Source organism: Phyllobacterium zundukense, assembly GCF_025452195.1.
GTDB classification, from domain to species: domain Bacteria; phylum Pseudomonadota; class Alphaproteobacteria; order Rhizobiales; family Rhizobiaceae; genus Phyllobacterium; species Phyllobacterium zundukense_A.
This window is the reverse complement of sequence record NZ_CP104973.1, coordinates 455,900-469,100: the sequence shown is the minus strand read 5'-3', so window position 1 is coordinate 469,100 and position 13,201 is coordinate 455,900. Positions and strand designations below refer to the sequence as shown.

Below are 13,201 nucleotides of genomic sequence, written 5' to 3'. Positions count from 1 at the left end.
CTAATGTCGTCAAACCCGCATTGGCATGAGCACATAAAGCGCATTTTCATCGCCCGTATCGCGCACCAGCGTCGGCGAACCTGCATCGGCCAGCATGAAAATCGCCTCTGATCCCGTCAACTGGGCCGTAATATCGAGCAAATACTTGGCATTGAAGCCGATCTCGATCGGATCTGAGTCGTAGTCCGCGGAAAGCTCGTCCGTGGCACTGCCGGAATCAGGATTGTTGACGGTGAGAGTCAACTGGCCATCCGCGATAGTCAATTTGACTGCCCGGCCGCGCTCGCTCGAAATCGTCGAAACGCGATCGACGGCGGACGCAAAGCTTTGGCGGTCGATTGACAGTTTCTTGTCATTTCCGGAGGGAATGACGCGCTGATAATCGGGGAAGGTGCCGTCGATCAACTTTGAGGTGAGGACGACCGAGCCAATCGTGAAGCGGATTTTGGTCTCCGAGAGTTCGACCGTCACGACGATATCCGGATCATCGACAAGCTTTTGCAGTTCAGCGACAGTCTTGCGCGGAATGATGATGCCGGGCATGCCTTCAGCACCTGACGGGGCTTCCAGCTCGGCGCGAGCAAGACGGTGGCCGTCGGTCGCAACTGCCCGCAGCTTTAGCGCACCCTCGCTCTCGATCGCATGCAAATAGATACCGTTGAGGTAATAACGTGTCTCTTCGGTGGAAATGGCGAATTGTGTCCGGTCGATCAGGCCTTTCAGTGCGGTTGAAGGCATACGGAACGTGTGGGTGAAGGAACCGGCTGTGAGCTCGGGAAAATCCGATTGCGGCAGACACTGCAGGCGGAAACTCGACCGGCCCGAGGTCACGGCCATGGAGTTACCGTCGGTGTTGGTTGCAAGCAGGACTTCCGCGCCATCCGGCAGCTTGCGGACGATATCGTAAAGAAGGTGCGCTGGAACTGTCGTCGCGCCAGCCTGGTCTACCTGCGCCGCCGTCGCTTCCGTCACTTCGAGATCGAGGTCGGTGGCCTTGAGGGCGAGGCTTGCGCCATCGGCGTTCAAAAGAACATTCGACAGGATCGGAATTGTGTTACGTCGTTCGACCACACGATGCACATGGTTGAGCGATTTCAGAAGATTGGAACGTTCAAGAGTTACACGCATGATAAACCGGTCTCGCTGACTTCAATTCCAGCCAAAGCACCGCGGGTTTGCCGCACTTTTCTGGTGAGGGAAACGCAATTTTCCCAAGGTCAGGCAAATTGGCAGATATTTACCGCAAAAAGCAAGTCTGCGGCTGGCAACAGTGTGCCATACCGCAGGCTTTCTGTTGATAAACTATTGAGCCTGGTCGTTGATCAAACGCTTGAGCAGCTCCAGCTCTTGCGACAATTTCTGGTCCTTGCCGACGATATCTTCGATCTTGCGAACCGCATGAAGAACCGTGGTGTGATCGCGACCACCAAAGCGGCGGCCAATTTCCGGCAGCGAGCGCGGTGTCAGTGTCTTGGCGAGATACATAGCGATTTGACGGGGTTTGACGATCGTGCGCGTGCGCCGGTTCGATAGAAGGTCCTGCTTTGACACGTTGTAATGCCGGGCAACGATCCGCTGGATCTCCTCGATGCGGATACGCTTGGCTTCGCCACCGCGCATCAGATGGCTCAGAAGTTCATCAACGCGATCAACCGAGAGGTTGGGCTCGAATGTCTGGCGGAAGAGGAGCTGATTGAACGCACCTTCGAGTTCACGGCCGCTGCCGGTGACGGACTGGGCAACGTGGTCAAGAATCTCCGGCGAGATGTCGAGCGAATGGTCTTCCATTTGGGCCGCGACAAGACGGCGCTTCAGGATTTCGAGACGCATCGCATAGTCCGGCGAGATCATTTCAAGCGCTACACCGCCCTGAAGACGCGAACGAACGCGCGGATCCAGCGATTCAAGCTCGGACGGCGGACGGTCGGCGGCGACCACGACCTGCTTGGCACTGTCAAGCAGCGTATTGATCAGATGGCAGAACTCGTGCTGGATCGACTTGCCTTGCAGAAACTGCATGTCGTCGATGATCAGCAGATCGATGTCGCGGAGCTGTTCCTTGAACGACAATGCGTTGTTGTCGCGGATGGCGGTTGCAAAGCGCCACATGAAATATTCGGCGGTGAGATACACGACACGGGCACGTTCCGGACGCTTCAACGCTTCGGCGGCAATTGCTTGCAAGAGATGCGTCTTGCCGAGACCGACAGAGGCGTGAATGAACAGCGGATTGAACCGGATAGCACTGGCGCCTGCGTCAGCAATCGTGCGCGCAGCAGCAAGCGCAACGCGGTTGGGCGTGCCATCGACAAAGGTGTCGAATGTATACCGCGGGTCGAGCGGCGAACCGAAGACGGCATTCTGGGCGCGGTCGACAAAATGCGTTGGTGCTTTCTTGTCCTGCGTGGTGTTGCCGACCGGAAAAACGGGCTTTTCGCGTGTGAGGGCACGGCTGTCAGCGCGCATCGTGGCTTCCGTATCGCAAGCCGGGCGGGTAGCGCGGCTGGCGCTGCGGAAAACGATCTCGACCTTGAGCGTCTGCTCATCTTCTTCACGCCAGAGGGCAGTGATCATGTCGCAGTAATGATTGTTGATCCACGAACGCAGAAAGGCAGTCGGAACCGACAGGCGAACGATGCTCTTGGACGTTTCATCCAGTTTCAGGCGGCCAAACCAGCTTGAATAAACCTCGCTTCCGAGTTTCGCTTTCAGCTTAAGCTTGACGCGCTCAAAAATCAGCTCCCCCTGGCTGCCGGCCGTGTCCATATTATCCCCTTCCATATGGAGCGGGACCATGGCTGCCTTTGAGCCGTTCTCCATTATTCCGCTGGTCATTGTCATCGCCTCATCCTGATATTGTCGTTCGGGTCACGCCCGTATTTTTGCAAAATGAATTCCGGCCAACCGCCCCAGTGGTCAGCCCGAACAGTCTAGAAGCTAAAGGGTAGAGGTCTTGGCGATAACGCAGTGCCGGACTGAATAAATCTCGTCCAGAATATTTATAACTACCACGTTCGCATCCCTCTCTCAGTTTAGGCGCAGTAAGACTTACGCCCGGCTCTCGCCAGCGTCGTCGACTCGCTCATTTTTTGAAACAACTCAAATCGCAAGACTTGAGTACTGACAAAATCTACCCGTCACGCAAACGATAAAATCTGCGCCCGACCCTACATTTACTAAGCCTGTTAAATGGGTTTTTGCCCACCCCTTCGATGTCTGGACCTTACAAAAACCTTTGCAGGAAGGGCAAGTGTGCCCCAAGGGTTTTTTGATGAATTAAAGGTTAACGATTTTGCATTTTTTTTAACGGTCTTTGAGACAAAGAGGAAAAATCGTTCGGATTCAAAGCCTTTTTTGGGCTCTACATTTTGTTGCAGTGCGGACTCCTGTTGGCAAAAAAAAATATTAAATTATCGCTTGACAGAGGCTGAGGCGGGAGATTCTCCCCGCCTACTTCGCGCTATAACGACTACCTACCATAAACCATTGAAAACAAAGGCAAATTGATGGTTGACGCTTTTTGTCCTAGCAAGTTTGTGACCAACATATGTCATGGTTTTGATAAGCCACGATCTTTTCCTCGGGAAACGAATTTATTCCCACAGAATCGCCCAAAACAAAAAACCCGGCTAACGAGCAGCCGGGTCTTCATATATAAAAATGAGGGGTGCGATCAGGCCGACATGCTCTTCAGGCGAGCCGACAGACGGGACACTTTGCGTGAAGCGGTATTCTTGTGAAAGACACCCTTCGATGCAGCGCGCATCACTTCCGGTTCAACCGCCTTGAAGGCGATGGAAGCGGCTGCCTGATCACCGCTTGCCACCGCATCTTCGAACTTGCGGAGGAAGGTGCGCACGCGGGAGCGGCGGGACTTGTTGACTTCGGTGCGGGCTTCGATCTTGCGCGCCGCTTTTTTGGCCGAAGGAGTGTTGGCCATGTTGCCTCTCTTTTCTGTCAGCTAATCGGCAGCGTTAAAGCGGCCGTCACAAAATAATAGGGCGGCCAAGAGGCCACCGAACGTTGTCGGGCTTATAGATGACGTTTGCTTTTGCGTCAACGAGGAATCTACGCGATTTTGCTCTTACCGGTTTTTGAAACCCGGCGCGCGCTTTTCCGCAAATGCATTCATTCCCTCGCGCTGATCCTCGAGCGCGAACATGGAATGGAACACGCGCCGTTCGAACCTCAAGCCTTCTGCGAGCGTCGTTTCATAGGCACGGTTGATGGTTTCCTTGGTCATCATGACGACGGGCAGGGAGAAAGATGCGATTTTCCCGGCGGCCTTCATGGCTTCGTCGATCAACTCACTGGCAGGCACAACACGCGAGACCAATCCGCTGCGCTCCGCCTCTGTGGCATCCATCATGCGCCCGGTCAGGCACATGTCCATGGATTTGGACTTGCCAATAAAACGGGTGAGCCGCTGCGAACCACCCATGCCTGGCATGACGCCGAGGGTGATTTCCGGCTGGCCGAATTTTGCGCTATCGGCGGCAATAATGAAGTCGCACATCATGGCGAGCTCGCAGCCGCCGCCAAGCGCATAGCCGGAAACAGCAGCGATCAGTGGCTTGCGCAACCGCGTCACCCGCTCCCATTCGCTGAAATAGTCGCCAAGATAGGCATCGGCGAACTCCAGTGTTTGCATCTCCTTGATATCAGCCCCCGCCGCAAAGGCCTTTTCCGAGCCGGTAAGCACGATGGCGCCGATGCTAGTGTCCTTGTCAAAAGCCTCAAGCGCTTCGGCAAGCTCAGCCAATAATGCCGAGTTCAATGCATTGAGTGCTTTTGGACGATTGAGTCGGATCAAACCGACCTTGTCGTGTGTCTCGACGATGATGTTTTCGTAGGCCATCCGAACTTCCTCCAAATCAATGCTGACAGACGGGACAGTAAAACGTTGAACGTCCGCTCTGAACTATGCGTGTCACCGTGCCATGGCAGCCCTTGCGCGGGCAAGGCTGACCTTCGCGGTCATAGACCGAAAAGGAGTGCTGGAAGTAGCCGAGAGCGCCGTCGGCTTGCCGATAATCCTTGAGGCTCGATCCACCCGCCTTGATCGCGTCGCCGATGACAGAGCGAATCGAAGTGGCAAGACGTCTGGACATGTCCGTGGCTGTGCCGTTCTTGCCTGATATGCTGCCGGCCATACGCGATGGCGAAAGTTCAGCTCGCCATAGCGCTTCGCATACATATATGTTGCCGAGACCGGCGATGAGCTTCTGATCGAGGAGCGCCGCTTTCAATGGAGCGGACTTGTTTGCAAACAACTTCGCCAGAAGAGAACCGTCCAGACTGTTACCCGTCGGTTCAGTGCCGAGATCCTTGATCAGCGGATGCGCATTGAGCTTGCCAGGTTCGAAGAACAGCATGAAACCGAAGCGTCGCGGGTCGTTATAGATGATGCGGCGCTTGCCGTCTTTCGTGTCCAGATGCAGTACGACATGATCGTGTGCCACGCTTTTCGAGCGGTCATGATGAAAGCCACCGGGCATATCGCTGCCGTCCTCCTGTTCAATGCGGTAGGAGCCGGACATGCCCAGATGGCTGATCAGGCCAAGACCGTTATCGAGGTGGGCAATCAGATATTTGGCGCGGCGTTCGAGCGCCTCGATATGACGACCCGTCAGCCGCTTGGCAAAGTGTTCAGGGAACGGAAAGCGCAGATCGGGACGATTTTGGTCGACGGCAAGGATTGTCGAACCCTCCATGACCGGTTGCAAGCCGCGTTTGACAGTCTCAACTTCTGGTAGCTCAGGCATTTGGAGCGATGTCTCCGGTTCCCTTCAGGAAGCTCCTGCCATGCAAGCCCGGCGCGATACCGAGATGGGCGGCGACCGTTTCTCCGATATCAGCAAAGGTCGGGCGAATACCGAATGAGGCGTGGGGAAGGTCGGGACCGTAACAGAGGACAGGCACACGTTCGCGCGTATGATCAGTTCCCTTATAGGTCGGGTCGCAGCCATGATCTGCAGTGAGAACCATAAGATCGCCTGGGCGCAGTTTGGCCAATGCCTCCGGCAGCCGCCGGTCGAAAGCTTCCAGCGCTGCCGCGTACCCGGGCACATCGCGTCTATGGCCATAGAGCATGTCGAAATCGACGAAATTGGTGAAGACCAGATCGCCGTCCTGTGCGTCGTCCATAGCGACGAGCGTTTCATCGAAGAGCGCCATATTGCCATTGGCCTTACGCACCTGGCCAACGCCGCGATGCGCATAAATATCGCCAATCTTGCCGATGGCGATTACCATACGGCCCGCGTCGGTCAGCCGGTCGAGCAATGTCGGCTCCGGCGGCGGGACAGAATAATCGCGGCGATTGCCGGTCCGCGTGAAGGTTTCCCGGGTTTCTCCGATAAAGGGCCTTGCGATGACGCGGCCAATATCGAGCGGATCGACAAGCTCGCGAAGAACCGCGCAGAGTTCATAGAGCCGGTCCAGACCGAAATGCACCTCATGCGCGGCAATCTGGATGACGGAATCGGTCGACGTGTAGAATATAGGCTTGCCGGTGCGGATATGCTCCTCGCCATATTCATCGATGATATCCGTGCCGGACGCGTGTTTGTTGCCGAGGATGCCGGGAATGTGTGCACGGCCCATGGCATCGGCCACGAGACTGTCGGGGAAGGTCGGGATTTGCTGCGGGAAATAGCCCCAGTTAAAAGTAACGGGCACGCCGGCAATCTCCCAATGGCCGGACGGCGTGTCCTTGCCTTTGGATACTTCTTCCGCTGCACCCCATAGTCCCGACGGAACGAGCGGCTCCGGAGGGAGCGGAAGATCTGATGCGAGATGGGCGGCGTGGAAGAGACCGAGCGCCTTCAGGTTCGGCAGGTGGAGTGGACCGGAACGCAGTCCGGCCCGATCGCCAGTGCCGGCTGCGCAGGCTTCGACAATATGACCGAATGTATTTGAGCCTTCATCCCCGAACTCCTTGGCATCCGGCGCGCCGCCGATACCAAAGGAATCGAGTACAAAAAGGAAAGCGCGGGACATGCCTTACTCCGTAGGTTACGCCCCACAGATAAGTGAAACTTTGCGCAATGACAAATGTCTGCTCTAGCAGTCGGAACAGGTGACCGATGCGCCCTGCCGAACGCGCCCGTATGAGGTCTTGGGCATGGTTATTCCGACAGCCGAAGTACCGGTTGCTGTCGTCACCACATTCTTCATGTAGAAGGCCATGAGCGGCACATAGGCTATCGACATCTCGACCCTGATCACCGACGTACTCGGGATTAGCAGATTTGCATCAAGAGCGACTGCACTTCCGGTTACGTACGGTTTTGTGTAAGTGAGATTAACCTTCCGCCTTGACCACGCAACTGTCGCGACGCTGGCGGCCGATATGTCGATGGCGGTGATGGTGATCTGCGGCGTGTCGCGCACATAGGGCAGGAGCGTCGCCGTTCCGATATCCATGATATCCTTGATACTCGCCTTGGTGATGGTTTGTTGCTGGGTAACCAGATCCGCGACCATGCTGGTGGCGCGGCCAAGATTTTTGTTGAGATCCAGTCCCGCAGTTGCCTCCACGCTGCCCATATAGAGAGCGATCATGACAGGCGCGATCAGGGCGAATTCCAGCGCCGCGACACCGCGCCGATCACGGAGAAAGTTCCGCATCCGGTTCAGCAACTCGGCTGCGGTCTTTTTTCTTTTGTTGTAGGCTTCCATGCGTCACACTTTCAGAATGCAAAGGGATGCTCGTTTGACGGTGCCGGTTCAGAGATAGGGCTCGTTTTTCCACGTTGCGGTCGAGAAAAGCAGTATCTTGCCTGTTCCGTCGATGTTGGCGATGCGAGGTTTCATAAGATCGGTAAAAATCGGCCAGCGATAAAAGACTCGCAGCTGGTTGATTGTACCGGCCCCGCCCGGTGCGCTCGTGAATCCGGTTGAATCGACGTCGCCTGTTGCCTTGAGCGGGATGGTTTTGGGAACGAGGGCGAAGGTGGTGTAAGTGCGCAAATCCACAAACAGGTCGGGACAGTTCGCCGCCGGCATCAGCAGCCCCGCGCAAACCTTTTGCTTCAGCTGGGCCAGATTGAGGGTCTTGATCTCACCGGTGCGCAACTGGCGTGCAATGTCATCCGTTGTGTTTGCCATCACCTGCTGGGCTGTAAAACTCAGGCTCACTTCGATAATTGCGAAGACCAGCAGGAAGAAGGGCAACGCTATGAGCGCGAATTCGATTGCGACCGTGCCGCGCTTGTTGGCGAAGAACCGCGCCGCGGTAGAGCCGCGCACGCCCTTCGGCTCATCAGTTGCCTCGGCGGTGTGTCGAAGGCCAAAGAGTTTATGAATTTTCCCGAACATAGTTTCCCCGCGCAATTAGCCCGAAGGAACTCTTACACATCAGATATTAGAATCTCGTTTGGGGACAACGGCAAATTGCTGCCAATGGTTTTACTATTTCTCAACCCTATTCCCGTGCGGGTTCAGTTAGCGCCGCCAATTTGCGAGTCTGATGCTTTCTCAGCCTCGGTTTTCTGTGCCGTTTCGCAATAGGGCGTGCACGAAAGCGTCTGGACATAGGCCCGGCGATAAACGCGCGTCGTATTGGCGACGCTGCGGCTGACCATGACCTGGTCATCGACGATAGCGGCGCCGTCCGCATCGATGATGACAATATTGGTGATACCAAAACCCTTGCCTGTCAGCACGACCGTACGCGAATCCTTGACGACCGCATCGGCGATTTCCGGATCTCCGACGACCACCGTATCGGCTGGACGGGCAAGCTTGAGGATCCTTGCCTGGTTCATCACGATGTGAATGCCGGTGTCGGCCTGCGTTGCCGGGGCAACCGACCAAACGGCAGCCAGGGTCAACACGGTTGTGAGGGCATAGGAACGGATGCTTCGGTTTCTGACGTGAACCATAGGATAGCCCTTCGAAAATTGTCAGGTTAACCATGGCGGGTATTGGTGAAGGAAAGCTTAAATCTGCAAATACTTGGTTAAAGTATATGCGAGATAGCCACTCCGCCGCCTCTTTGCCGACCAACTTCAGCAGGGCGGTTAAAGTATATTTAGAATTTATAACAAATCAGATCGGTAATTTTCACCTTCTGAAGACGTGATTTAAGGTTTCATGCTAGTTTACATTTTCGTAACGGTATTTCTTAAGCCGAATGCAATGAGCAATATCTAGTTTCCAGGAGTATTCAGTGACGCTAGAGGCACGAGCGTGAGTTCGAGATGAGACGACCTGTAAAGATTATCTTCGACGTCTTCGCCGGGTTCCTGCGTGATAGATCTGCCGCGACAGCTATCGAATACACATTGATCGCCTCGATCATCAGCATAGGCATTCTCGTCGGTGCGGGTACGCTCGGCACATCGTTGAAGGATTTATATACGAGTCTCGCTGAAGATGTGACGGAAGCGGCCGACAGATGACCCGCCAGCAATCGCAAACTTTTTCGACGGAACCTGAACATGGTTGAAGCAGCTATACTCGTCATATTTCCGTTTGCCATGGTGTTTGCAGCCACATCGGATCTGTTGTCCATGACGATACAGAATAGGGTTCCACTCATTCTGATGGTATCCTTCATGGTCATTGCGCCTTTAACCGGCATGGCCTGGGACGTCTATGGAATGCACTTTCTTGCCGCAGTGACGGTGCTTGCAGCCACTTTTGTCTTGTTTGCCACCGGAACGATGGGCGGCGGGGACGCCAAGCTCATGGCCTCCACGGCGCTCTGGTTGGGCTGGAATCTGGAATTGGTGCAGTACCTGATAACGCTATCGCTGTTTGGCGGACTGTTGACGATGTTAATCCTGCACTACCGCGGCTCGTTTGTTGCACGAGTCTATACGGAGCGATTTGAGTTCATGCGTCGTCTCGCGCAAAAAGGCGAAGGCGTGCCCTATGGAATAACGCTCGGATTGGCCGGACTACTGACCTTTCCGTCGTCACCGCTTGGCCTGTGGGTTATCGATCGCCTTGCTCATAGTTGAACAAGGTTTGAAAATTTGATCCCGAAGTGCAACTTCCGGGCAAGCAGCAGCATAAATAGTAAACGTTAAGCGCTGTTAATCATACTTTTAAGCAAAACGTTAACCTTAATTACACGATTAACACGTCAATGTGCGACCAAAGTATCTAAGACGAAAGTCTAGTGGGGCACATCAATGCAAAAAGCGCGTCTTGTCATATTGGTCGTAGCGGTCGCTGCTGCGGGTGCGGCTGGCTACATCGCCATGCATATGAAGCCCAATGTGACGGTTGTCGCCGAAGCCGGCCCTCAGATCAAGTTGCAGGACATTCTGGTCGCCACCGAAAATCTCGGCGTCGGGGTCGAAGTGCAGGGGCAGATGCGTTGGCAGCAATGGCCGGAGGAGGCCGTCGCCGACGGATACATCAAGCGTTCCGAACGGCCCAATGCAGAAGAAGAACTGAAAGGTTCAACAGTCCGTCTGCAGATTTTCCCCGGAGAGCCGATCCGAGAAGCCAAATTGATCGGCAAAGGCCAGAGCTTCATGTCCGCGCAGCTCCCGGCAGGCATGCGCGCCGTTGCGACGCAGATTGCAGCCGAGACCAGCGCTGGCGGGTTTATCCTGCCAGATGACTATGTCGATGTGATCATGATCCGGCAGATGGAGGGCGAGCAGAAGCAGTACGCGACTGAAACCATTCTGAGCAACATTCGCGTGTTGGCGATCGACCAGACAATTCAGGAGGACGAAAAAGGTGAGAAGACCAAGGTTGGTTCCACCGCTACGCTCGAACTCACGCCGGAACAAGCCGAAATTCTGACAGTCGCCCAGCAGATGGCTGCTCGCCTGTCGCTGGTTCTGCGCTCCGTACAGGACGCGCAGGAACAGACGGGACCCGGCGCCGAATATCTCGTCAACTCACCCGGCAGGGCAGGCAACGTCAAGTTGATCAAGTCCGGGACCGTGACCGAAATCCTGGGGCGGAAATAATAAAATGGGAAGCGAGACAAAGATGATCAAATACGGTTTCCGGCGTCCATGGATGGCGATGGCTGTCGCCGTTGGCTGCGCTCTCGCGGTTCCTGCAATACAAAGTACGGCGAGTGCCGAAAGCAATGTTGTAAGGCTCAACCAGGGCCAGGGTATGAACAAGCGGATCAATCTCGGCCTGAACAAGTCACTGGTCGTCGACCTCCCGGTGGATGCCTACGACATTCTCGTGGCAAATCCCACCGTGGCCGACGCGGTAACCCGCACGGCACGCCGTATCTATCTCTTCGGCAAACAGGTCGGGCAAACGAATATTTTCGTTTTTGGACCCAATGGTGAGCAGTTGGCAAGCTTCGATCTTGTAATCGAACGTGACGTCGCCGGCCTTGAAGACGCTTTGAAAAAATACATTCCGGATTCGAACATCAAAGTCGAACTGATGAATGACAACGTCATTCTCACGGGTTCGGTGCAGACGCCCCTCGATGCGAAACGCGCAACCGATCTTGCCACATTGCTCGTTTCAGGCGGCGAGGCGACGACAGGACAATACGCGCTAACCGCATCAGGCCAAGGCGGCAGCAATGGCGGTGGCGGTTCCGATGTAGCGATCAACAACCCGGACGAGACGCGACAGACAAGCAAGATTGTTAACCTGATTCAAATCGCCGGCGAGGATCAGGTCACGCTCAAGGTGACTGTCGCCGAAGTCAGCCGGACAGTGATGAAGCAGCTCGGCGTCAATCTGGTTGTGAACGGTATAGGTAACGGAATCAGTTTTTCTGGCTTGTCTCAAAACGTCGCTGCCTTGGGCCAACCCTTGAGCCAGTCCGGCGGAAGTATTGGCGGCACGATCGGTAATACATCGGTCGCCGCCTATCTTAACGCGATGGAAATAGCTGGAGTGATGAAAACGCTCGCAGAGCCGTCCTTGACGGCTATCTCCGGCGAGAAAGCTACATTCAAAGTTGGTGGCGAGTATAATATTTTCTCCGGCCAAGAGGTGACCGACACTGGCATAGTCGAACGCACCCATAGGACGATCGAATATGGTATCGGGCTGGAATTTACTCCAGTTGTTCTTTCGCCAGGGCGCATCAGCCTGAAGGTGAGGACGTCTGTTTCGGAACCGACCATTGAGGGGTCTATTACCGTTCCAGACGGAGCAAACCAGGGATCCAACATTCTTTCCATTCGCAAGCGCCTTGCAGACACGACGGTTGAATTGCCGTCGGGCGGATCAATGATGATTGCAGGGTTGCTGCGCGACGACGTGCGCCAGACAATTTCGGGTTTTCCCGGCCTCGCGAAAATTCCGGTCCTCGGCACATTGTTCCGCAGCCGAGATTTCATCAGGAATGAGAGCGAACTCGTGGTCATCATCACACCTTACCTCGTCCGTCCGGTCGCTCGCACAGCACTCGCTCGTCCTGACGACAATCTTAATCCTGCCAGTGATGCTGCGGGTATCTTCCTCGGCAAGGTCAACCGTATCTACGGCACCAAGGAAGCCAGCCTGCCTGCAGGCCAGTACGAGGGCACTGTCGGGTACATTTACAAATGAACGAGGAACGGATCATGTCGAACGCGAACGAGAAACTCCGCATGAAGCCGGTCCTGGCCTTGCTGGCTGTAACGCTGCTTGCAGGCTGCGCCCAGCAACGCGATGTGACAGGAGGCATTCCGGACGATTACCGCACCAATCATCCGATCGTTATTTCGGAAAAAGAGCAGGTCGCCGATATACCGGTCGGCCACGCCGATACCAAGCTGTCCATCACCCAGCGCAGCATCATCGAGCATGCCGCAGCCAATTACCGGTCAAACGGGTCCGGCGTCATTCACATTCTCATTCCCGACGGTTCGCCCAATGAACGTGCCGCGGCGAAGCTACGGGGCGACGTTGCCGCAACCCTGCGAAAAAATGGTGTGAAGCCGTTTAACATCTCCAGCGAACGCTACCAGGCTGGTCCGGAAGAATCCGCTCCTATTCGCCTTTCCTATTCGGCGATGACTGCATCGACCAATACATGCGGCCAATGGCCCAAGGATATCCTCGATACGGCTCAAAACAGGCACTACTCCAATTTTGGTTGTGCCAATCAGAGCAATTTCGCGGCACAACTCGCCAACCCGGCCGATTTGCTCGGACCGCGCGCAACGTCTCCGATCGATGCTGAACGGCGAATTGTCGTGATCGATGACTACAGAAATGCGCCTACACCCGAGCCAATCACGGCACAGGAAGTTGAGTACTAAGC

The 13,201-nt window shown here is 55.2% G+C and carries 14 protein-coding genes; 5 read left to right on the top strand and 9 right to left on the bottom strand.

Annotation, left to right across the window (positions count from 1 at the left end; translation table 11 throughout):
• Positions 1-9 precede the first annotated feature (9 nt).
• From dnaN to N8E88_RS14615, 9 genes are all read right to left on the bottom strand, one after another.
• A complete protein-coding gene (dnaN, locus tag N8E88_RS14655) occupies positions 10-1,128 on the bottom strand; it encodes a DNA polymerase III subunit beta (RefSeq protein WP_262294304.1) in 1,119 nt (372 codons plus the stop codon).
• A 174-nt stretch (positions 1,129-1,302) separates the two neighbouring features.
• The gene (gene dnaA, locus N8E88_RS14650) at positions 1,303-2,766 is read right to left on the bottom strand and encodes a chromosomal replication initiator protein DnaA (RefSeq protein ID WP_410010675.1); all 1,464 of its coding nucleotides are present in this window, start codon (positions 2,764-2,766) and stop codon (positions 1,303-1,305) included.
• 907 nt (positions 2,767-3,673) lie between these two features.
• Positions 3,674-3,940, bottom strand: a complete 267-nt coding sequence (gene rpsT / locus N8E88_RS14645; RefSeq protein ID WP_112526460.1) for a 30S ribosomal protein S20 — start codon at positions 3,938-3,940, stop codon at positions 3,674-3,676.
• A 144-nt stretch (positions 3,941-4,084) separates the two neighbouring features.
• Positions 4,085-4,858 carry an enoyl-CoA hydratase gene (locus tag N8E88_RS14640; protein WP_262294303.1) on the bottom strand — a complete coding sequence of 258 codons (774 nt, stop codon included), beginning with the start codon at positions 4,856-4,858 and terminating at the stop codon, positions 4,085-4,087.
• Positions 4,859-4,874: 16 nt separating this feature from the next.
• On the bottom strand, positions 4,875-5,765 hold the full coding sequence (gene mutM, locus N8E88_RS14635) for a bifunctional DNA-formamidopyrimidine glycosylase/DNA-(apurinic or apyrimidinic site) lyase (RefSeq protein WP_262294302.1): 891 nt from the start codon (positions 5,763-5,765) through the stop codon (positions 4,875-4,877).
• On the bottom strand, positions 5,758-7,002 hold the full coding sequence (locus N8E88_RS14630; RefSeq protein ID WP_262294301.1) for a phosphopentomutase: 1,245 nt from the start codon (positions 7,000-7,002) through the stop codon (positions 5,758-5,760). The genes mutM and N8E88_RS14630 overlap by 8 nt, the downstream gene beginning before the upstream one ends.
• Positions 7,003-7,065: 63 nt before the next feature.
• On the bottom strand, positions 7,066-7,683 hold the full coding sequence (locus tag N8E88_RS14625; protein WP_262294300.1) for a TadE/TadG family type IV pilus assembly protein: 618 nt from the start codon (positions 7,681-7,683) through the stop codon (positions 7,066-7,068).
• Between the two features lie 48 nt (positions 7,684-7,731).
• A complete protein-coding gene (locus N8E88_RS14620) occupies positions 7,732-8,322 on the bottom strand; it encodes a TadE/TadG family type IV pilus assembly protein (RefSeq protein WP_262294299.1) in 591 nt (196 codons plus the stop codon).
• A gap of 122 nt (positions 8,323-8,444) precedes the next feature.
• Complete coding sequence (locus N8E88_RS14615; protein ID WP_262294298.1) at positions 8,445-8,888, bottom strand: pilus assembly protein N-terminal domain-containing protein; 444 nt, start codon at positions 8,886-8,888, stop codon at positions 8,445-8,447.
• A gap of 318 nt (positions 8,889-9,206) precedes the next feature.
• Here N8E88_RS14615 and N8E88_RS14610 point away from each other — a divergent pair, with 318 nt between their 5' ends.
• The 5 genes from N8E88_RS14610 to N8E88_RS14590 all read left to right on the top strand — a co-directional run bounded on the left by N8E88_RS14610 (position 9,207) and on the right by N8E88_RS14590 (position 13,199).
• Positions 9,207-9,407: a Flp family type IVb pilin gene (locus tag N8E88_RS14610; RefSeq protein WP_262294297.1), complete on the top strand. Its 201-nt coding sequence runs from the start codon at positions 9,207-9,209 to the stop codon at positions 9,405-9,407.
• A gap of 39 nt (positions 9,408-9,446) precedes the next feature.
• Positions 9,447-9,971, top strand: a complete 525-nt coding sequence (locus tag N8E88_RS14605) for an A24 family peptidase (protein ID WP_262294296.1) — start codon at positions 9,447-9,449, stop codon at positions 9,969-9,971.
• 174 nt (positions 9,972-10,145) lie between these two features.
• Positions 10,146-10,940: a Flp pilus assembly protein CpaB gene (gene cpaB / locus N8E88_RS14600; RefSeq protein WP_114428066.1), complete on the top strand. Its 795-nt coding sequence runs from the start codon at positions 10,146-10,148 to the stop codon at positions 10,938-10,940.
• 4 nt (positions 10,941-10,944) lie between these two features.
• Positions 10,945-12,504, top strand: a complete 1,560-nt coding sequence (locus N8E88_RS14595; RefSeq protein ID WP_262294295.1) for a type II and III secretion system protein family protein — start codon at positions 10,945-10,947, stop codon at positions 12,502-12,504.
• Between the two features lie 14 nt (positions 12,505-12,518).
• Positions 12,519-13,199 carry a CpaD family pilus assembly protein gene (locus N8E88_RS14590; RefSeq protein ID WP_262294294.1) on the top strand — a complete coding sequence of 227 codons (681 nt, stop codon included), beginning with the start codon at positions 12,519-12,521 and terminating at the stop codon, positions 13,197-13,199.
• The last annotated feature ends 2 nt before the right edge of the window (positions 13,200-13,201 follow it).

What these genes read in the sequence shown, in the direction of transcription:
- dnaN (WP_262294304.1), bottom strand. Translation starts at nt 1,128, where the DNA reads ATGCGTGTAACTCTTGAACGTTCCAATCTTCTGAAATCGCTCAACCAT.
- dnaA (WP_410010675.1), bottom strand. Translation starts at nt 2,766, where the DNA reads ATGGACACGGCCGGCAGCCAGGGGGAGCTGATTTTTGAGCGCGTCAAG.
- rpsT (WP_112526460.1), bottom strand. Translation starts at nt 3,940, where the DNA reads ATGGCCAACACTCCTTCGGCCAAAAAAGCGGCGCGCAAGATCGAAGCC.
- N8E88_RS14640 (WP_262294303.1), bottom strand. Translation starts at nt 4,858, where the DNA reads ATGGCCTACGAAAACATCATCGTCGAGACACACGACAAGGTCGGTTTG.
- mutM (WP_262294302.1), bottom strand. Translation starts at nt 5,765, where the DNA reads ATGCCTGAGCTACCAGAAGTTGAGACTGTCAAACGCGGCTTGCAACCG.
- N8E88_RS14630 (WP_262294301.1), bottom strand. Translation starts at nt 7,002, where the DNA reads ATGTCCCGCGCTTTCCTTTTTGTACTCGATTCCTTTGGTATCGGCGGC.
- N8E88_RS14625 (WP_262294300.1), bottom strand. Translation starts at nt 7,683, where the DNA reads ATGGAAGCCTACAACAAAAGAAAAAAGACCGCAGCCGAGTTGCTGAAC.
- N8E88_RS14620 (WP_262294299.1), bottom strand. Translation starts at nt 8,322, where the DNA reads ATGTTCGGGAAAATTCATAAACTCTTTGGCCTTCGACACACCGCCGAG.
- N8E88_RS14615 (WP_262294298.1), bottom strand. Translation starts at nt 8,888, where the DNA reads ATGGTTCACGTCAGAAACCGAAGCATCCGTTCCTATGCCCTCACAACC.
- N8E88_RS14610 (WP_262294297.1), top strand. Translation starts at nt 9,207, where the DNA reads ATGAGACGACCTGTAAAGATTATCTTCGACGTCTTCGCCGGGTTCCTG.
- N8E88_RS14605 (WP_262294296.1), top strand. Translation starts at nt 9,447, where the DNA reads ATGGTTGAAGCAGCTATACTCGTCATATTTCCGTTTGCCATGGTGTTT.
- cpaB (WP_114428066.1), top strand. Translation starts at nt 10,146, where the DNA reads ATGCAAAAAGCGCGTCTTGTCATATTGGTCGTAGCGGTCGCTGCTGCG.
- N8E88_RS14595 (WP_262294295.1), top strand. Translation starts at nt 10,945, where the DNA reads ATGGGAAGCGAGACAAAGATGATCAAATACGGTTTCCGGCGTCCATGG.
- N8E88_RS14590 (WP_262294294.1), top strand. Translation starts at nt 12,519, where the DNA reads ATGTCGAACGCGAACGAGAAACTCCGCATGAAGCCGGTCCTGGCCTTG.